The organism is Microbacterium faecale (assembly GCF_014640975.1).
GTDB lineage: Bacteria > Actinomycetota > Actinomycetes > Actinomycetales > Microbacteriaceae > Microbacterium > Microbacterium faecale.
In genome coordinates this window covers 2,555,189-2,574,107 of the sequence record NZ_BMHO01000001.1, presented here as the reverse complement: position 1 = coordinate 2,574,107, position 18,919 = coordinate 2,555,189, and the positions used below count along the sequence as shown (strand labels likewise).

Below are 18,919 nucleotides of genomic sequence, written 5' to 3'. Positions count from 1 at the left end.
AGGGTATTCGAATACTGTCGGTATTCACATACTGATGGTATTCGAAAGGAGAGGTATGAGCAGCGACGTCCTTCGCATCACGGGCCTCACACGCCGATACGGGCGCGTTGTCGCCAACGACGACGTCTCACTCCGCGTCGGCCGAGGGGAGGTGGTGGGATTGCTCGGGCACAACGGCGCCGGGAAGACCACTCTCGTTTCCCAGGTCGTCGGACTGTTGAAGCCGGGAGCGGGGGAGATCCGCGTGGGTGGTGCCGACGCGGTACGGAACCCGTCCGCCGCGCGCCGACACGTGGCGCTCCAGCCGCAGGCGCAGGCGCCGATCGACGGCCTCACGCCCCGAGTGGCCATCGAGATCGCCGCACGCCTCCGTGGACTGTCGGCGCGCGACGCGCGCGCCGCTGCGTCCGAGCTCGCCGACGAGCTCGACATCGGGCCTTGGCTCGATCGTCGCGCGTTGCCCGAAGGTGGCGGACTCTCCGGCGGGATCCGGCGGTTGACGGGGTTCGCCATGGCCGTCGCGGCCCCGACGCCGCTTCTCATTCTGGACGAGCCGACGAACGACATCGATGCCTCCCGGCGTCGGCTGCTCTGGGATGCCGTGAGGCGCCGCGGTGACATCGGATGCGGCGTGCTGCTCGTCACCCACAACGTCGCCGAGGCGGAGCGGATCGTCGATGAGCTCGCGATCCTCGATCGCGGGCGTCTTCTCGCTTCCGGATCCCCAGCGCGCCTGCGCGGGACGCAGGACAGCGATCTGCGACTCGAGCTGCAACTGCCGATCGCGGGGGCGGATCCGTCGGAAGGCGACGAGCGCCTGCCCGTGCGGCGCCGCGTGCGCACCGGACGGAGAACGCTCCTGACGGTCGCGGCCCACGACGCGGCGACCGCCGTGAGATGGGCGACCGCGCAACGCGACGCCGATCGTATTGAGGGGTTCTCGCTCGCTCCGGCGACGCTCGAAGACGCGTATCTGGCGCTCACCTCGCATACCGACGGCGATGCCGCTCGGGTGGCAGGGGAGGCCGCTCATGTCTGAGTCGGCTCTGGCCCCGACGACATCGATCGCGCCCGCGCGCGTGACGATCTGGACAAGCATCGTCGCGATGATGCGATGGTCACTGGCGTCCATCGGCGCGATGCTGCCGCTCATCGTCGTGATCCAAGCGGTGCTCGCGGCAGGGCTCGTCATCGGCTTCGGTTTCCTGATTCCGGACATCACCTCGGAGACCGCACTGTTTCTCTCGTCCGGCGTGCCCACCGTCCTGTTGCTCGTCATCGGCCTGGTGATCGTTCCCCAGGGCGTGTCCCGCGCGCGAATGAGCGGCGCACTCGACTATCAGCGGGCGCTGCCGGTCGCGCGGCCCGTGCTGCTCATCGTCGACCTCGCGGTCTGGGCGCTCATCGCGCTGCCTGGCGTCGCCGTCGGGCTGTTCGTCGCGTGGCTGCGGTACGACCTGACGTTCGCGTTCGACGTGATCCTGCTCGTCGTGGCCTCGTTGCTCGTCACGACCATGGCGACGGCTGTGGGATACGCGATCGCGGTGAGCCTCCCGCCGACGCTGGCACAGCTCGTCACCCAGGTCCTGGTCTTCTTCGTGATGCTGTTCTCGCCGATCACGTTCCCCGCACGTCAGCTGCCTGCCTGGTTCCAGTCGCTGCACGATGTGCTCCCGATCCAAGCGGCGGGCGACCTCATGCGCGCGGGAATCGCGTCCGACGACTACGCCTTCAGCGGGTGGGATCTCGTCACGCTCACGCTATGGACGGCCGTCGGCCTCCTGATCACCGTGCGCGCGCTCATGCGGCGGCGGTGAGACGCGTTCAGTGCGCCTGGGGTCCCTCGTCCGGAACCGGGATGTGCCCGGCCTCGACGATCCGGTCGAGCAGCTGGTCGAAGTCGGCGGCGAGCTCCTGTGCCGACTCGCCGGGCCAGACGTGCAACGGCTTCGCCGCGCCCTGCGCCTGCTGCAGCGAGGTCCGCTCGGGCAGCTGCGGCTCGAGTACGAGCGGCCCGAACATGTCGCGCAGTTCCTTGATGCGGAACTGGTGCTCGACGGACTGCGGGCGCACGCGGTTCACGATGATGCCGAGCGGCTGCAGGCGTGAGGAGAGCCCGCGACGGATCTCCTCGATCGCGCGGAGCGCGCGGTCGGCGGCGGCCACCGAGAACAGGCCGGGCTCGGTCACGACGCTGACGCGGTCGCTTGCCGCCCAGGCCGTTCGGGTGAGGGCATTCAGCGAGGGCGCACAGTCGATGAGCACGAGGTCGTACTCGTCCTCGATGATCGCGAGCGCCTCCTCCATCTTCCACACGTCGCGCACGGAGGGGTGCGGTCCGTCGTAGTTGATCGCCGACGGGCTGCCGAGCATGATGTCGATCTTGCCGGGGTGGACCTTCGTCCAGCCGCTCGACGCGATCGCCTGGCGAACCGTCTTCTCCTTCGGATTCTCCAAGACGTCCGCGACGTTCAGCCGTCCGGCCGTCTGCACATCGAGCCCTGTCGACACATCGGACTGCGGATCGAGGTCGACGACGAGGGTGCGGATGCCTCGCGCGAAAGCGGCAGAGGCGAGGCCCAGGGTCACCGTCGTCTTGCCGACGCCGCCCTTGAGGGAACTGACGCTGAGTACGTGCACACGCCTACGCTACCGTTATCTAAGCTGTGAGCTGGCCCACCCGGCCGATCTGTCGGTGGAAAATCTGCCCCAAGGGAGGCACATGTTCTCGAAGGTCCTCGTCGCCAATCGCGGAGAGATCGCGATCCGAGCGTTTCGCGCCGCGTACGAGCTGGGAGCCCGCACCGTCGCCGTCTTCCCCCTGGAAGACCGCAACTCCCTGCACCGTTTGAAGGCGGACGAGGCCTACCAGATCGGCACCGAGGGGCACCCCGTGCGTGCGTATCTCGATGTCGACGAGATCGTGCGTGTCGCGGTTCAGTCCGGCGCCGACGCGATCTACCCGGGCTACGGGTTCCTCTCGGAGAACCCGGATCTCGCAGCGAAGGCGGCGGAGAACGGGATCACGTTCATCGGACCGCCCGCGCACGTGCTCGAGATGGCGGGCAACAAGGTCACGGCGAAGGAGCACGCCATCGCTGCAGGCGTGCCCGTCCTGCGTTCGACCGAGGCCACCGACGACGTCGACGCCCTCGTCGCGCAGTCGGACGACATCGGATTCCCGCTGTTCGCGAAGGCCGTCGCGGGCGGCGGCGGGCGCGGCATGCGTCGGGTCGAGTCGAAGGACGAGCTCGCTCCGGCACTGGAGGAGGCGATGCGCGAGGCAGGCAGCGCCTTCGGCGACGCGCGGATGTTCCTGGAGCAGGCCGTGCTGCGGCCTCGCCACATCGAGGTGCAGGTGCTCGCCGATGGCTCCGGCAATACCGTCCACCTCTTCGAGCGCGACTGCTCGGTGCAGCGCCGTCACCAGAAGGTCGTGGAACTCGCCCCCGCGCCGAATCTCGACCCTGAGATCGCCGCCGACCTCCATCGGCACGCCGTCGCGTTCGCGGAATCGATCGGATACGTCAATGCCGGAACGGTCGAGTTCCTCCTCGAGACGGATGGACCGCGTGCCGGCGAGATCGTCTTCATCGAGATGAACCCGCGTATCCAGGTCGAGCACACGGTGACCGAAGAGATCACCGACGTCGACCTCGTGCAGGCGCAGATGCGCGTCGCGTCGGGGGAGACCCTCGTCGAGCTCGGACTCACGCAGGACGAGATCGCGATGCACGGCGCCGCGATGCAGACGCGCATCACCACGGAGGATCCCGCCAGCGGTTTCCGTCCCGATACCGGCAAGATCACGACCTACCGCTCTCCAGGCGGAGCGGGGATCCGTATCGACGGCGGTACGACCGCCGCTGGATCGCAGGTGTCTCCGCACTTCGACTCGATGCTCGCGAAGCTCACGGTGCGCGGGCGCGACTTCCCGTCCGCCGTGGCGCGGTCGCGTCGTGCACTCGCCGAATTCCGGATCCGCGGCGTCGCCACGAACATCCCGTTCCTGCGCGCTGTCCTCGACGACCCGGCGTTCGTCGCGGGCGACCTGTCGACGTCGTTCATCGACGAGCGGCCAGAGCTGCTCAAGGGGCGCACGTCGAAGGACCGCGGAACGAAGCTGCTGCGCTGGATGGTCGACACGGCGGTGAACAGGCCGCACGGCGAACGACCGAAGCTCGTGGATCCGCGCACGAAGCTACCGACGATCGACACCGCCGCGGCCGCGCCGGACGGCTCCCGGCAGCGGCTCCTCGCGCTCGGACCCGACGGGTTCGCCGCGGCCCTGCGGGAGCAGAAGCCGCTCGCGGTGACGGAGACGACCTTCCGCGACGCGCATCAGTCACTCCTCGCGACCCGCGTACGCACGCGGGACCTCCTCGGCGTCGCGCCGCACGTGGCGCGCCTCGAGTCGCAGCTGTTGAGCGTCGAGGCGTGGGGTGGCGCGACCTATGACGTCGCTCTCCGGTTCCTCGGCGAGGATCCGTGGGCCAGACTCGAGCAGCTCCGCGAGGCGCTGCCGAACATCGCGATCCAGATGCTGCTGCGCGGTCGCAACACGGTCGGCTACACGCCGTACCCGACCGAGGTCACCGATGCCTTCGTGCAGGAGGCCGCCGACACCGGCATCGACATCTTCCGCATCTTCGACGCGTTGAACGATGTCGACCAGATGCGTCCGGCGATCGACGCCGTCCGGGCGACGGGAACCGCTGTCGCCGAGACCGCCCTCTGCTATACGGGCAATCTGCTGGATCCGGCAGAGAAGCTGTACACGCTCGACTACTACCTGCGACTCGCGGAGCGCATGGTCGACGCTGGCGCGCATATCCTCGCGATCAAGGACATGGCCGGTCTGCTGCGGCCCGCCGCGGCGGCGAAGCTCGTCACGGCGCTGCGCCGTGAATTCCCGCTTCCCGTGCACGTCCACACGCACGACACGGCCGGCGGTCAGCTCGGCACGCTGCTCGCCGCCAGCGCGGCGGGCGCAGACGCCGTTGACGCCGCTGCCGCGACGATGGCCGGCACGACCAGTCAGCCCTCGCTTTCGGCCCTCGTCGCGTCGCTCGCGCACACGGCGCGCGATACGGGCCTCGAGGTGCAGAATGTTGCGGATCTCGAGCCGTACTGGGAGGCCGTGCGACAGGTGTACTCGCCGTTCGAATCGGGGCTCCAGGGGCCGACCGGACGCGTCTACACGCACGAGATCCCGGGCGGGCAACTGTCGAACCTGCGCCAGCAGGCGATTGCGCTCGGTCTCGCGGACGACTTCGAGCTCATCGAAGACATGTACGCGGCGGCCGACCGCATGCTCGGGCGGATCCCCAAGGTGACGCCATCGTCGAAGGTCGTGGGCGACCTCGCCCTGCACCTCGCCGCGGTCAAGGCGGATCCGCGTGACTTCGAGCAGAATCCCGAGAAGTATGACGTGCCGGACTCGGTCGTCGCATTCATGGCCGGCGAACTCGGCGAGCTCCCCGGCGGGTGGCCCGAGCCGTTCCGGTCGAAGGTGCTCGCCGGTCGCGATGTGAAGACCGGCGTCACGCCGATCACCGAGGACGACGAGGAGGCGCTCGCGGCTGATTCGCCGACGCGACGCGCTCGTCTCAACCACCTGTTGTTTCCGCAGCCGACTGCCGCGTATGAGGAGATCCAGCACGAGTTCGGCGACATCTCCGTGCTCGATACGGCCGACTACCTCTACGGTCTGGAGCCCGGGCGTGAGCACGTCGTCGAGCTCGAGAAGGGCGTGGACCTCTACCTGCGCCTCGAATCGATCGGCGACGCCGACGACAAGGGGATGCGGTCGGTGATGACGACGCTCAACGGCCAGCTACGTCCGGTCGAGGCGCGGGACCGCTCGATCGAAGTCGACGTGCACGAGGCCGAGAAGGCCGACCGTGCGAACTCGCGACATGCCGCGGCGCCGTTCTCGGGCGTCGTCACGCTCAAGGTCGCGCCGGGTGACGTCGTCGAAGCCGGTGAGGCCATCGCGTCGATCGAGGCGATGAAGATGGAGGCAGCCGTGGGCGCGCCCATCGCGGGTACGATCGAGCGCGTTGCGATCGGCGCGACGCAGCAGGTCGATGCCGGCGACCTTTTGGCCGTGATCACACCGGCCGAGTAACCTTGCGACGGCGGGAGTCCCGCCTCGGCACTCAGGAGTTTCCCTTGGCAGAAGACCGCAAGCCGTCTCCCGACGACAGTCAGGACCACGGCGTGCTCGACGATGTCGGCACCTCGACAACCTCGATCGACCTCGGCGCGACAGCGCAGGTGAGCGTGACACTCCCCGTCGGCTATCGCGACGACGACTCGGACGACGACGTGATCGCCGACGAGCTCACGGGCGAAGAAGCCGCGCGCGCCAGCGCGATCGGGGACGACGATCCTGAAGGCGACGAGCCCGCGGAGGACGTGTCGGAGGACGATTCCGACGAGCCCGCGCGCGCCGCGGACGACTCGGAGGACGACACCGAGGAGGCCGACACGGATATCAACGCTGACTCGGCGGACGACCAGGACGAGCCCGTCGACGACGAGGACGACGCACTCGCGGACGATGACGATGACGATGTCGACTCCGACTCCGACTCCGACGCTCTTGACGCTTCCGACGCCGACGACATGGACGACGAAGCGGACGACACCGCCGACGAAGCCGAAGCGGACGTCGATGATCCGGACTCGGAGATCACGGCGCTGATTGCCGGGTCCGCCACGGATGACGCCGACGCCGAGACGGATGCCACAGCACCCGATGACGTGGGCGACGTCGACGGCGCGGACGACACCGACGACGTGGACGGTGCAGAAGACGCAGCGGCTGCAGACCACTCCGGCATGGACGACACTGACGTTGCAGACGACGAGGCGGACCGCTCCAACGCCGCGTTCGCGGCCGACAGCGACGATGCCGGCGACGGCTCATCCTCCGACAACGGCGCGGCCGCCGCCGATGACGCCTCCGCGAGCGACAACGACAACGACAACGACCACGACAACGCCGCCGACGACGGCGACCAGGACGTCGAGCCGTTCGAGATCGCGGACGCCGCCGCTGACGAGCCGGACATTCCCGCGCCCCTCACGAAGGCTCCGGCAGGCGGTCTCCGCCCCGCCGCCGACACGGACGACAATGACCGCGAGGGCGCGCCCGATTCGGCTCCGCCCGAGACGACCCCGCGCAAGGAGACACCTGTGTCACAGCCCGACCGACCCGAGCGCGTCTCGTTCCTGCGACCTCCCGCGCGCCGCGTGGACGAGGTCGAGGACGCGGCGAACCGCGAATCGAGCGACGTGCTGACTGATGAGCGGCTCCTCGACACCGGTGCGATTCGCCGTCCGGAGCCCGAGGATCCGTGGCGTCGCATCATCTACTCGGCGACCGGCGGTCTGATCAATCTCGGCGACAGCAAGAAGACGCGCGCACGCAAAGCGCTCATGGCGCGCATCGCCGCACCGCTGCCGGGCGCCGCGCGGTTCGTCCCCGTCATGAGCCGCAAGGGCGGCGTGGGCAAGACCACCGTGACCGCACTGCTCGGCATGGCACTCGCCGACGCCAGGAACGACCGCGTCGTCGCGATCGACGCGAACCCCGACCGCGGCACACTCGCCGAGCGCATCGCACGGGTGTCGGGCAAGACCGTCCGTGACCTTGTGCGCGACCGGGACGAGATCTCCGGCTACGGAGACCTGTCGGCGCACGTCGTGCGCGACGAGACGCGTCTCGACGTCCTCGCGAGTGACGCGGATCCGCACGTCGCCGACGCGTTCAGCGACGCGGACTACCGCAACGTGTCCGAGTTGGCTCAGCACTTCTACTCGCTCGTGCTCACCGACACGGGAACGGGCATCGTCCACTCCGTGATGAACGCGACGCTCGACCTCGCGGATCAGATCGTCATCGTGTCCGGCACGAGTGTCGATGAAGCGCGCCTCGCGTCTGAGACCCTCACGTGGCTCGAGACGAACGGACGCGGCGAGCTCGCGCGGAACGCCGTCGTCGTGATCAACCAGGAAGCGTCCGGCACCGAGCTCGTCCGGCTCGACGAACTTGAGTCGCACTTCCGAAGTCGTGCCCGCGATGTTGTGCGGATCCCGTACGACGCGCGGATCGCGACCGGCAGCACGATCACGTTCCACGATCTCGCCCCCGCCACGCGCCAGGCGGCCCGGTCTCTCGCTTCGCTCGTCGTCGAGGGAATCCGCTCGGCATGACGGTACGAGAGATCCGCCTCTACGGCGACCCGGTGCTCCGCACGGCCTGCGCGCCGATCGAGACGATCGACGACGGCGTGCGAGCACTCATCGCTGACCTCATCGACACGGTGAAGGTTCCAGGGCGCGCGGGCGTCGCGGCGCCACAGATCGGTGTCGGACTGCGGGCGTTCAGCTACAACGTCGACGACCGCGTCGGCGCGATCATCAATCCGCGCGTCGTCGAGGTGCGCGGAGAGCCCGTCCCGACAGGGGAGGGGTGCCTGTCGGTGCCGAACCTCTGGCACGACGCGATGCGCCATCCGTACGCGCGCGTCGAAGGGCTCGACGTCGACGGGTCCGTCATCACGCTCGAGGGCGAGGGGCTGTTCGCACAGATGCTGCAGCACGAGACCGACCACCTCGACGGGATGGTCTACCTCCAGCGACTGCCGTCGGAGACCCGCCGCATCGCGATGCGCGAAGTGCGCGAGAGCGACTGGTTCTGACTCCGCGACCGCCCGGCATCAGCCGAGCGGGACGTTGGTCGTGACGTCTCTTGGCGCCGCGTAGATGTCGTCGATCTCCGCGGAGAAGTCCTTCATGATCACGCTGCGCTTAATCGACAGCTTCGGCGTTAGGTGGCCGGTCGCCTCCGTCCACTCGGTCGGGAGGATTCGGAACTCGCGAATGGACTCCGCTCGCGACACCCGGGCATTCGCCTCGTCGATCGCACGCTGAACCTCGGCCTTCACGGCCGGCGACACCGCCGCCTGTTCGAGCGTCATGTCCGACGACTCGCCGTGCGTCTTCAGCCACGCGGGCAGCATCTCGGGGTCGAGCGTCACGAGCGCGGAGATGAACGGCTTCTGGTCGCCCACGACGACCACCTGACCGACGATGGAGTTCGAGCGGATCGGATCCTCGAGCGTATTCGGCGCGACATTCTTTCCGCCTGCCGTGACGATGAGCTCCTTCTTCCGACCCGTGATCGACAGGTTGCCCTTCTCGTCGAGCTCTCCGATGTCGCCCGTGCGGTACCAGCTGCCATCGAAGGATTCCTCGGTCGCCTCCGGGTTGCGCCAGTACTCGCGGAAGACGTTCACGCCCTTCACCTGCACTTCGCCGTCGTCAGCGATGCGCACGCTCACGCCGGGCAGAACCGGACCGACGGAACCGACCTTGATGCTGTCGGGACGGTTCACCGTCGCGGGCGCCGTGGTCTCCGTGAGGCCGTAGCCCTCGAGGATCTTGATGCCGAGCCCACGGAAGAAATAGCCGAGTCGCGGTCCGAGCGGCGCCGAACCCGACACCGCGTACGTGACACGACCGCCCATCAGATCGCGCAGCTTGCCGTAGACGAGCTTGCTGAACAGCTTGTACTGCAGTGCCAGGACGGGACCGATGCGCTCGCCCTCCTGCTCGCGGCGGGCGTGCTCGATCGCGACCTTCACCGCGCGGCGGAAGATCGCTCCCTTGCCCTCGGCCTCGGTCTTCTGCTCGGCCGAGTTGTACACCTTCTCGAACACGCGCGGAACGGCGAGCAGCAGCGTGGGCTTGAACGAGCCGAGTGCCGCGACGAGGTTCTTCGTGTTGGGCTCGTGAGCCGTCTTGATGCCCGCGTGCACATAGAGCACCGACATGAAACGCGCGAAGACGTGCGCCGTGGTGATGAACAGCACGGTGGACGCCCCCGGCTGCTCGAGCACCTCGCTGAGCGCCAGCGCCGCGTTCTTCGAGGTGTCGACGAAATTGCTGTGCGTCAGAACGCAGCCCTTCGGGCGCCCCATCGATCCGGACGTGTAGATGATCGTCGCGACGTCGTCACCGCGCGCCAGCGAACGGCGGCGCTCGATCTCGGCGTCCTCCACCTCGGCGCCCTGCGAGACGAGCTCATCGAGCGCACCCTCGTCCATCCGCCAGTACGAGCCGATCAACGGCAGATCATCGCGCACGGCGCTGAAGCGCTCGTGGTGCTCGGCGTTCTCGACGATGAGAGCGATGGCACCCGAGTCCGACAGGATCCAGTGGATCTGGTCAGCCGAGCTGGTCTCGTAGACCGGCACCATGATGACGCCCGCGTAGTGCAGGGCGAAGTCGACAAGGGTCCACTCGTAGGTGGTCTTCGCGAGGAAGCCGACCTTGTCTCCCACGCGGACCCCGGCCGCGACGAACCCCTTCGCGAGTGCGACGACCTCCTGTTCGAACTCGCTGGTCGTCTTGTCACGCCAGCCGTCCCCGTCGGGAACGCTGAACAGCGGATGGTGCGGCGCCTGCCTCACACGATCGACGAGCAAGTCGCTGATGTTCTGCGACGGGTCGGCGGGGGCGAGGGGCTCGGCGGAGGTCTCGTTCACGGCAGCTCCTTTGGTACCGGTCGGGTGCGCGCACAGGGTCCGCGCGTTCGGTGCAAGTAGTGGGAGAGTCTAGAGGTGTCGCGAGCGCACCCGCCAGTGGGTTGTCCGCTATCCACAATCGCCGGTCGACACCACTAGAATCGGGCCGTTGACGTCGTCTGGAGTGTCGCCCGGTGTTCTATTGGATCCTCAAGTACCTGGTCGTGGGACCTGTCCTCAAGGGCATCTTCCGGCCGTGGATCGCGGGCGCGCAGAACGTTCCGAAGCAGGGCGCGGCGATCCTCGCGTCGAACCACCTCTCGGTGATGGATTCCGTCTTCCTTCCCCTCGTGCTCGAGCGCCCGATGTCGTTCCTCGCCAAATCCGAGTACTTCACCGGCAAAGGTCTCAAAGGCTGGGCGACGAAGTGGTTCATGAAGGGCACCGGCCAGATCGCCATCGATCGTTCGGGAGGATCCGCCTCGGAGGGCGCCCTCAACGCGGCGCTGCAGGTGATCGGGCGCGGCGACCTGCTCGGCATCTACCCCGAGGGCACACGCAGCCCCGACGGTCGGCTCTACAAGGGACGCACCGGTATCGCACGAATGGCGCTCGTCGCGAAGGTCCCGGTGATCCCCGTGGTCATGGTCGACACCGACACGATGCTGCCGATCGGATCCTCCAGGCCGCGCATCATGCGGATCGGCATGGTGCTCGGCGAGCCGCTCGACTTCTCGCGCTATGAGGGCTTCGAAGACGACCGTTTCGTGCTCCGCAGCGTGACGGACGAGATCATGGTCGCCCTGCAGCGCCTCGGCGGACAGGAGTACGTCGACGACTACGCCACGAAGCATCGTCGTCGCGCCGAGGAGAACGGCGCGCAGAAGGCCAGCGCGTTCTCCTGACTGCGGGAATCTGAGGCCTCTGCGAGCCGATAGGATCGTGGAATGCAGCATTCCCCCGACGCGCTCGATGCATGGCGCGAACTCCCCATCAAGCAGCAGCCGCAGTGGCCGGACCCGGCCGAAGTCGAGCTGGTGTCGGCCGAGCTGGCGACTCTTCCGCCGCTCGTGTTCGCGGGTGAGGTCGACCAGATGCGCTATCGCCTCGGCGAGGCGGCAGCGGGGAAGGCGTTCCTGCTGCAGGGCGGAGACTGCGCCGAGACGTTCGCGGGCGCGACCGCCGACCAGATCCGCAATCGCATCAAGACCGTGTTGCAGATGGCCGTCGTGCTCACGTACGGCGCGTCGATGCCGATCGTCAAGATGGGGCGCATGGCGGGCCAGTTCGCCAAGCCGCGCTCGAAGGACACCGAGACGCGCGGCGACGTCACGCTGCCCGCGTTCCGCGGCGAGATCGTCAACGGCTTCGAGTTCACCGAAGGCGCCCGCACGCCGGACCCGCAGCGCCTGCTGACGGCGTACCACACGGCGGCGAGCACGCTGAACCTCATCCGCGCGTTCACACAGGGCGGCTTCGCGGATCTGCGCGAGGTGCACTCGTGGAACAAGGGCTTCGCCGAGAACCCCGCCAACAAGCGCTACGAGCACATGGCGACCGAGATCGATCGCGCGATCAAGTTCATGGAGGCGGCTGGCGCCGACTTCGAGGAGATGAAGCGCGTCGACTTCTACACGGGCCACGAGGGTCTGCTCATGGACTACGAGCGCCCGCTCACGCGCATCGACTCCCGCACCGGCGACGCGTACGACACGTCCGCGCACTTCATCTGGGTGGGGGAGCGCACGCGCGAGCTCGACGGTGCTCACATCGACTTCGCGTCGAAGATCCGCAACCCCATCGGCGTGAAGCTCGGACCGACGACCACGCCGGAGACGGCGCTGCAGCTCATCGAGAAGCTCGACCCCGAACGCGAACCCGGGCGCCTCACGTTCATCACGCGCATGGGCGCGGGGCAGATTCGCGACGCGCTTCCGCCGTTGCTCGAGGCCGTGCGCGACTCCGGGGCGCAGCCGCTCTGGGTCACGGATCCGATGCACGGCAACGGCTTCGCGACCCCGACCGGCTTCAAAACGCGTCGCTTCGATGACGTCGTCGACGAGGTCCGCGGATTCTTCGAGGCGCACCGCCAGGTCGGCACGCACCCCGGCGGCATCCACGTCGAGCTCACCGGCGACGACGTCACCGAGTGCCTCGGCGGATCCGAGGAGATCGACGAGGCCGGACTCGCCACGCGCTACGAGTCCCTCTGCGACCCCCGACTCAACCACATGCAGTCACTCGAGCTCGCCTTCCTCGTCGCCGAAGAACTCGAAAAGAGGTAGCCGCGGACCCCGGGCACGGCACTCGCGGCGTTGCCCTCAGTCGACGGGCGTAAGCCCGCCTCCTTCGGGGCGCCTTGCGATTGCCGCCCCCGGGGTCCGCGGTGGGCAGGTGGAACTCGCGGCGTTGCCCTCAGTCGACGGGTGTAAGCCCGCTTCCTTCGGGGCGCCTTGCGATTGCCGCCCCCGGGGTCCGCGGTGGGCAGGTGGAACTCGCGGCGTTGCCCTCAGTCGACGGGCGTAAGCCCGCCTCCTTCGGGGCGCCTTGCGATTGCCGCGCCCCGGACGAACCTCGAACCGGGTCAGACTGGGCCGACGTTGTCGATGTAGATCGTCACCGTGGTGCGGGCCGGGACGCGGGATTCGCCGGCCTCCGGGTCGGAGCCCGTCACGGTCGTCCAGGCGTCCGGCCAGGTCGACCAGAGGCCGTTGAACGACACCTCGAAGCCGAGCGCCTCGAGAGCTTGGACCGCCTCGTCGCGCGTCATTCCATCGACGGACGGGATCTCTACCGGCTGTGGGCCGAGAGACTCGACGAGCGTCACGGTGTCGCCGGGCGCGAGCGTCTCCTGGTCGGTCGAGTAACGGATCACGAGACCCTCGTCGACGTCGTCGTTGTATTCCCGGGAGGTCTCCTCGGCGACCTCGAGACCGATCGACTCGAGCCGGTCGCGGGCCTCGTCGACCGAGAATCCGGACACATCCGGAACCTCACCGGCCGAGACGGTGAATGCGATCGCGTCGCCCTGGTGAGCGTGGCAGCCATCGAGACAGCCGTAGTCGTCGTCGGCGCCGTCAGGCGTGACACGTGCCCCGATGACGGTTCCTTCTGAGCGCGGATCAAAGCGCTCGGCGACGTCATCGGCCACGGTCAGGACGGCGTCCCGTGCGTGGTTCTGCGCGTCGGACAGCGTCAGCCCGCGCATCTCGTCGAGCGTGACCTGCGCCGGGCCCAGCGACGTCGTGACGACGACCGTGTCGCCCGGATACACACGCGTGCCCGCCTCCGGGTCGGTCGTGATGATCCGCCCCTCGGCGACGTCGAGGCTGTGCTCGGTCTCCTCCGACGCGTTCACCTCGACGGCGGCGAGCTGTTCGGAGATCTCCGCGAACGTCGTTTCGGGGCCGTACGACGGCACTGTGACCATCGAGCCAGGGCCACTGCCGAACCACCACCCGGTGCTGCCCGCTGCAATCGCGAGCACGATCGTGAGGATCGCGGCCCACCAGCCGCGCGCACGACGACGCCGCGTCTTCACGCGCAGACGCTCCGCGTTGCCCGCGGCGGCCTGTGCCGTGTCGATCGGCCCGGTGCCGTTCAGCACGCTCGTGACGCCGTCCGCGTCCGTCGGAGGAGGCAGGAGGGCCGTTTCGCTGGCCGTCGGCGCATCGTCGTCGGGAGCAGCCGAGGGGGCGTGACCCTGCGGGGGGATCGGGGTGATGCCGAGCTGGTCCTCGATCTCGCGGAGGCGCTCCAGCATCACCTGCGCGTCGGCCGGCCGCTCGTCGGGCTCACGCTCCGTCGACCAGAGCACGAGCTCATCGAGCTGCTCGGGGACGCCGGGATTCTTGATGCTCGGTCGCGGCACCTGGTCGGTCACGTGCTGGTACGCGATCTGCATGGGCTGCTCGCCCTGATACGGCTGCTCTCCCGTGAGGAGTTCGTACAGCATGATGCCGAGCGCATAGATGTCGGTGCGCGCATCCGCCGTGCCCTGCGTGACGAGCTCCGGCGCGAGGTAGGCGATCGTGCCGAGGAGCTGCTGCCCGGACGCGGTGTTCGCGCTGGTGGCTCGGGCCAGGCCGAAGTCGCTGATCTTGATCCGCCCGTCCTCGGCGATCAGCACGTTCTCGGGCTTCACATCCCGGTGAATGAAGCCCGCCCGGTGAGCCGAGGCGAGCCCCGCGAGCACGGCGTGCAGGACGGTGACCGCCTGATCGACCGAGAGCCGCTTCTTCTCGGTGATCGTGTCGCGCAGCGTGACGCCGGGCAGGTACTCCATCACGAGATACGCGATGTCGTCGTCATGCCCCTGGTCGAAGACGCTGACCACGTTCGGGTCGCTCAGTCGCGCGGCCGCGCGCGCCTCCTGGATGAAGCGGCTCTGGAATCTGTCGTCATCGCTGAGGTGATGGTGCATCACCTTGATCGCGACGCGGCGCTCGAGGCGCAGGTCGGTCGCGAGGTACACCGTCGCCATCCCACCGCGCGCAATGCGGCCGCGTACTCGGTATCTGCCGTCGACGAGGCGACCCACGAGGGGGTCGGCGACGGGACGAGATGACACGCCTAGATTCTAGTTTCCGGCTGCCCGGGAGAGCGGAAGGACTCACCCGTGCTGCGCAAGCCACCCCCACGCGGCGACGCGCCAGCGGTCGTAGCGGTCGGGGTACGCCGAGATCTGCACGGCCTGTGCGGCATCGCCGAAGTTCATCGACTCCCAGCCGCCGATGTCGAGAAGACCGCGCGTGGCGCCGTCGGGAGCGCCGTGGAAGAAGCGTGTCGTCGCGACGCCGCGATCCATCAGCTCCGTCCTGTCTCCCCATCCCGTGCTCGGACGCTGCTGGAAGAGACCGACCGAGTCGCGGTCGCCCCAATCGAGATTGCGCAGCCCCGACTCGACCATCGCGGTCGCAATCGCGATCGCGATGCCGTGCTCGGAAACGCCGAGACCGCGTCCCACGCTCGCGATGAGCGCCACGTTCTCGGCCTGCGGCGCGTTCAGCGAGGCCTGCAGGTCGTATTCGGGGGAGTCGTAGATCGACGGCGGGTCGGAGGACTCGCCACCGTCGGCCTCGGCGACCACGAGCTCCTCGCCCGGGTAGATGATGGCGCCTTCGTCGATGCCGTTCAGATCGAGCAGCTTCGCAAGCGACAGGTCGTGGTCGGCAGCGATGCCCCAGAGCGTGTCGCCCGCCTGCACGGTGTACGTGTCCGCGTCCTCGTCGGGCGCCGCAGGCGAGCCGCCCCCCGAATCACCGCCGCCCGAGTCTCCGCCCCCGGATCCGGGAGCCCCGAGCGTCAGCACGTCGCCCGGATGGATGATGCTCGACCAGCTCAGATCGTTCCACGTGAGCACGTCGACCGTGCGCAGGCCGTGACGGATCGCGATGCCCGTGATCGTGTCCCCCGACTGAACGGTGTACGTCGCGGTGGCGCCGCCGGCGTGCCCCACGTCGGGCGCGTCCGTCCCGGCGCGCTCCGGCGGCGACGACGGCAGCGAACGGAAGGGCGGGATCGATTCGGACTCGGCGGCGACAGCGGGCGCGCCGCCGAGGACGAGCGCAACGGCCCCCGTCACGGCAACGGATCCGGCAGTGAGCACGCGACGTTCACGGGCCATGAGTTGCTTCCTCTCGGTCGGCCGACGACACACGTCGGCAGATTGTTACCGTGTCACGCGCTGGTAACAGTGTCAACCCGTGATAACGGAAGTTGTTGGTGAAACTGGTGTGACAAAAGTCGACTCGGCGCCGTGGGAGTATTGAGTGGTGACCGATGAGACTCCCGCCGCCGAGACGATGTGGCTGACCCTTCCCGATGTCGCCGCACTCCTCGGTGAGACGCCCGGCCGTGTGAGTCGGATGATCGACGACCGCGCCTTCGTCGCGGTGCGTCGCGACGGCGTGCGCGTCGTCCCCTCGGCCTTCTTCCTCGGTGACCGCGCGATCCCGTCGCTTCGCGGAACGATCATCCTGATGCAGGACGCGGGGTTCGAGGACGAGGAGATCGTCGACTGGCTCTTCGTGTCGCACCCCGAGCTCGGCAACGCGCCGATCGCGTCACTTCGCGCGGGGCGCAAGGCCGAGGTGCGCCGCATCGCGCAGGCGCTCGCGTAGCGTCGGCGTCAGGAAGCGCGGCGCGTCGCGGCGGTGACGAGGGCGGAGAGCTCTTCCTCGACCGTGTTGGCGAAGGGGGCGCGTCGGAGCACGTCCATCGCCTCCGTCGCTGAGCGATCGATCAGGCGCTCGACGCGTGCGAGTGCGCCGGACGAACGCACGACATGCTGGAGCTCAGTGATCTCCTCGGTCGTCAGATCCGGGGATCCGAGGCGGTCGTCGAAGTCCGCGCGCGTCGTCGGATCCATTCCCTCGCGCGCATACGCGACAAGGAGCGTGCGTTTCCCCTCCCGCAGATCGTCGCCCGCCGGCTTGCCGGTCACGGACGGATCCCCGAAGACGCCGAGCGCGTCGTCGCGCAGCTGGAAAGCGAGACCGAGCGGACGCCCGAACGCCGCGAGTGCTTCGCGCACCGCGACATCTCCTCCGGCGTACGCCGCGCCGAGCAGGAGTGGCTGCTGCACGCTGTACCGCGCCGACTTGAGGATCGCGATGCGCATCGCCCGATCTGCATGGGACGCGTCGGGCGTCGTCGGCCACGCGGCCTCTTCCGCGACGTCGAGGAACTGGCCGAGGATGACGTCGCGGCGCATGCGCGCGTAGGTGTCGCGGGCGGCGCGACGCGCGCCGGGGTCATCGTTGCGGGCGAGCGCACCTTCAAGGAGGTCGTCGCTCCAGCCCAGCAGGAGGTCGCCGAGCAGGATCCCGCCGTTGCGACCGAACTCTTCCGGGTCGCCGGCCCAGCCGCGCGCGTGATGTTCGTCCTCGAGCGCTCGCCACGCCGAGCGTTCCCCACGGCGGGTATCGGAATTGTCGACGATGTCGTCATGGACGAGTGCCGCCGCCTGGAACGTCTCGACCGATGCCCCGAGGTCGATCAGGCCGGGGTGCGGTCCGGTGTATTCGGCGTGCACGGCGCGCCAGCCCCAGTACGCGAAGCGTGCCCTCAAGCGCTTGCCGCCGGTGATCGCAAGGCGGGCGCGCTTGATCAGCAGTTCGGCGATCGGATCCGTGCCGATGTCTCCGTCCAGGCGGATCTGATCGAGTCGCTCGTCGGCGAATGTCAGCATCCGCTCGGAGATGGCTGTGACGATGGCGTGAGGGGAGGGCACACGCCTAGCCTAAGTCGCCCGATGGACGTTAGAATGAAGTAGGACTTTTCACCCGAGGGGGTTAGACCATGCCACTCTCCGAGCAAGAGCAGCGACTTCTCGATGAGATGGAGCGCCAGCTCATGCACACCGACGCTGACGTCGTGCACGCTTCGACGTCGCGTTCGTTTAGCTACCGCAACCTTCTCATCGGCACGTTGCTGGTCCTCGTCGGGCTCGGCGGCGTGATCGCGGGCATCGCCCTGTGGAACGTCGCGATTATCGCGGCGGTCGTGGTCGGCGTGATCGGTTTCGCGGCCATGGTCGCTGGCGTCATCATCGCGTTCGCGCCCGGCAAGGGCACCGCCAACTCGGCCGAGTCCGACCCGACTCCGCAGTCACCGTCGTCCTCGAACGCGTCCTTCATGGACAAGATGAACGACCGTTGGGACCGCCGCCACCACAGCTGACGCCCTCCTTTTCTGACGAACGCCGCTCCTTCGGGGGCGGCGTTTTTTTGTGTATGTGGCCGCGACACGCCGTCCTGCGCCCGGGTCTCGCTTGCGGCCCTCCACCTTCCTCCACGCGCCGCGATCCCCGTGATCTCGCGGCATCTGTGTGTGCCCTGAAGTGGCAGGTGACGATTGATATCTGGTATGTGGGGCAAAGTGGAGTAAAGTGGGGCGCAATTCGCAGAGGGGGTGAGTGGCGATGTTGCTCGGGACGTATACACCGAAGCTCGACGACAAGGGCCGCGTCATCCTGCCTGCGAAGTTCCGCGAGGAGCTCGCGGGCGGCGTCGTCGTCACCCGTGGTCAGGAGCGTTGCCTCTATGTCTTCTCGACCGCCGAGTTCGAGCAGGTGCACGAGCGGATCCGACAGGCGCCGCTGAGTAACAAGCAGGCTCGTGACTTCATGCGCATGTTCCTCTCCGGTGCATCGGCGGAGACTCCCGACGGTCAGAACCGCGTGACGCTCCCGCAGCACCTGCGCCAGTACGCGGGCCTCGGGCGCGAGCTCGTGGTGACGGGTGTCGGTGCCCACGCCGAGATCTGGGACGCCGAGTCCTGGAACACCTACCTCGCGGGTAACGAGGACGCCTTCTCGGAGATGCAGGAGGAGGTGATCCCGGGACTGTTCTGACCCGGCGGCTGTGACTCCCAGCCGC

At 68.2% G+C, this 18,919-nt stretch carries 15 protein-coding genes; 10 read left to right on the top strand and 5 right to left on the bottom strand.

The window, feature by feature from the left end:
• Positions 1-55: 55 nt before the first annotated feature.
• Positions 56-1,039: an ABC transporter ATP-binding protein gene (locus tag IEW87_RS12300; protein WP_188712476.1), complete on the top strand. Its 984-nt coding sequence runs from the start codon at positions 56-58 to the stop codon at positions 1,037-1,039.
• Positions 1,032-1,817: an ABC transporter permease gene (locus tag IEW87_RS12295; RefSeq protein WP_188712475.1), complete on the top strand. Its 786-nt coding sequence runs from the start codon at positions 1,032-1,034 to the stop codon at positions 1,815-1,817. Before IEW87_RS12300 ends, IEW87_RS12295 begins: the two co-directional genes overlap by 8 nt.
• A gap of 7 nt (positions 1,818-1,824) precedes the next feature.
• Here the strand turns inward: IEW87_RS12295 and IEW87_RS12290 are convergent, their stop codons facing one another.
• Entirely contained in the window at positions 1,825-2,640 is an 816-nt protein-coding gene (locus tag IEW87_RS12290) for a ParA family protein (RefSeq protein ID WP_188712474.1), read from the bottom strand.
• A gap of 82 nt (positions 2,641-2,722) precedes the next feature.
• On the opposite strand from IEW87_RS12290, the gene IEW87_RS12285 reads away from it, so the two are divergent.
• The 3 genes from IEW87_RS12285 to def are packed head-to-tail and all read left to right on the top strand — an operon-like array spanning position 2,723 to position 8,711.
• Entirely contained in the window at positions 2,723-6,130 is a 3,408-nt protein-coding gene (locus IEW87_RS12285) for a pyruvate carboxylase (RefSeq protein ID WP_188712473.1), read from the top strand.
• A gap of 44 nt (positions 6,131-6,174) precedes the next feature.
• Positions 6,175-8,223, top strand: coding sequence for a MinD/ParA family ATP-binding protein (locus IEW87_RS12280; protein WP_229731138.1), 2,049 nt, complete (start codon positions 6,175-6,177; stop codon positions 8,221-8,223).
• Entirely contained in the window at positions 8,220-8,711 is a 492-nt protein-coding gene (gene def / locus IEW87_RS12275; RefSeq protein ID WP_188712472.1) for a peptide deformylase, read from the top strand. Before IEW87_RS12280 ends, def begins: the two co-directional genes overlap by 4 nt.
• A gap of 18 nt (positions 8,712-8,729) precedes the next feature.
• On the opposite strand, the gene IEW87_RS12270 is transcribed toward def, so the two are convergent.
• The gene (locus tag IEW87_RS12270) at positions 8,730-10,559 is read right to left on the bottom strand and encodes an AMP-dependent synthetase/ligase (protein WP_188712471.1); all 1,830 of its coding nucleotides are present in this window, start codon (positions 10,557-10,559) and stop codon (positions 8,730-8,732) included.
• A 173-nt stretch (positions 10,560-10,732) separates the two neighbouring features.
• On the opposite strand from IEW87_RS12270, the gene IEW87_RS12265 reads away from it, so the two are divergent.
• On the top strand, positions 10,733-11,443 hold the full coding sequence (locus IEW87_RS12265; RefSeq protein ID WP_188712470.1) for a lysophospholipid acyltransferase family protein: 711 nt from the start codon (positions 10,733-10,735) through the stop codon (positions 11,441-11,443).
• Between the two features lie 42 nt (positions 11,444-11,485).
• Positions 11,486-12,823, top strand: coding sequence for a class II 3-deoxy-7-phosphoheptulonate synthase (locus tag IEW87_RS12260; protein ID WP_188712469.1), 1,338 nt, complete (start codon positions 11,486-11,488; stop codon positions 12,821-12,823).
• A gap of 299 nt (positions 12,824-13,122) precedes the next feature.
• On the opposite strand, the gene pknB is transcribed toward IEW87_RS12260, so the two are convergent.
• Positions 13,123-15,108, bottom strand: coding sequence for a Stk1 family PASTA domain-containing Ser/Thr kinase (gene pknB / locus IEW87_RS12255; RefSeq protein WP_188712468.1), 1,986 nt, complete (start codon positions 15,106-15,108; stop codon positions 13,123-13,125).
• A 42-nt stretch (positions 15,109-15,150) separates the two neighbouring features.
• Positions 15,151-16,164, bottom strand: a complete 1,014-nt coding sequence (locus tag IEW87_RS12250) for a LysM peptidoglycan-binding domain-containing protein (RefSeq protein WP_188712467.1) — start codon at positions 16,162-16,164, stop codon at positions 15,151-15,153.
• 148 nt (positions 16,165-16,312) lie between these two features.
• Here IEW87_RS12250 and IEW87_RS12245 point away from each other — a divergent pair, with 148 nt between their 5' ends.
• On the top strand, positions 16,313-16,660 hold the full coding sequence (locus IEW87_RS12245) for an Rv2175c family DNA-binding protein (RefSeq protein WP_229731137.1): 348 nt from the start codon (positions 16,313-16,315) through the stop codon (positions 16,658-16,660).
• An 8-nt stretch (positions 16,661-16,668) separates the two neighbouring features.
• Here the strand turns inward: IEW87_RS12245 and IEW87_RS12240 are convergent, their stop codons facing one another.
• The gene (locus IEW87_RS12240) at positions 16,669-17,772 is read right to left on the bottom strand and encodes a polyprenyl synthetase family protein (RefSeq protein WP_229731136.1); all 1,104 of its coding nucleotides are present in this window, start codon (positions 17,770-17,772) and stop codon (positions 16,669-16,671) included.
• Between the two features lie 68 nt (positions 17,773-17,840).
• On the opposite strand from IEW87_RS12240, the gene IEW87_RS12235 reads away from it, so the two are divergent.
• Together IEW87_RS12235 and mraZ are read left to right on the top strand one after the other, a co-directional pair.
• A complete protein-coding gene (locus IEW87_RS12235) occupies positions 17,841-18,221 on the top strand; it encodes a DUF3040 domain-containing protein (RefSeq protein WP_188712466.1) in 381 nt (126 codons plus the stop codon).
• A gap of 241 nt (positions 18,222-18,462) precedes the next feature.
• Positions 18,463-18,894, top strand: coding sequence for a division/cell wall cluster transcriptional repressor MraZ (gene mraZ, locus IEW87_RS12230; protein ID WP_188712465.1), 432 nt, complete (start codon positions 18,463-18,465; stop codon positions 18,892-18,894).
• Positions 18,895-18,919 lie beyond the last annotated feature (25 nt).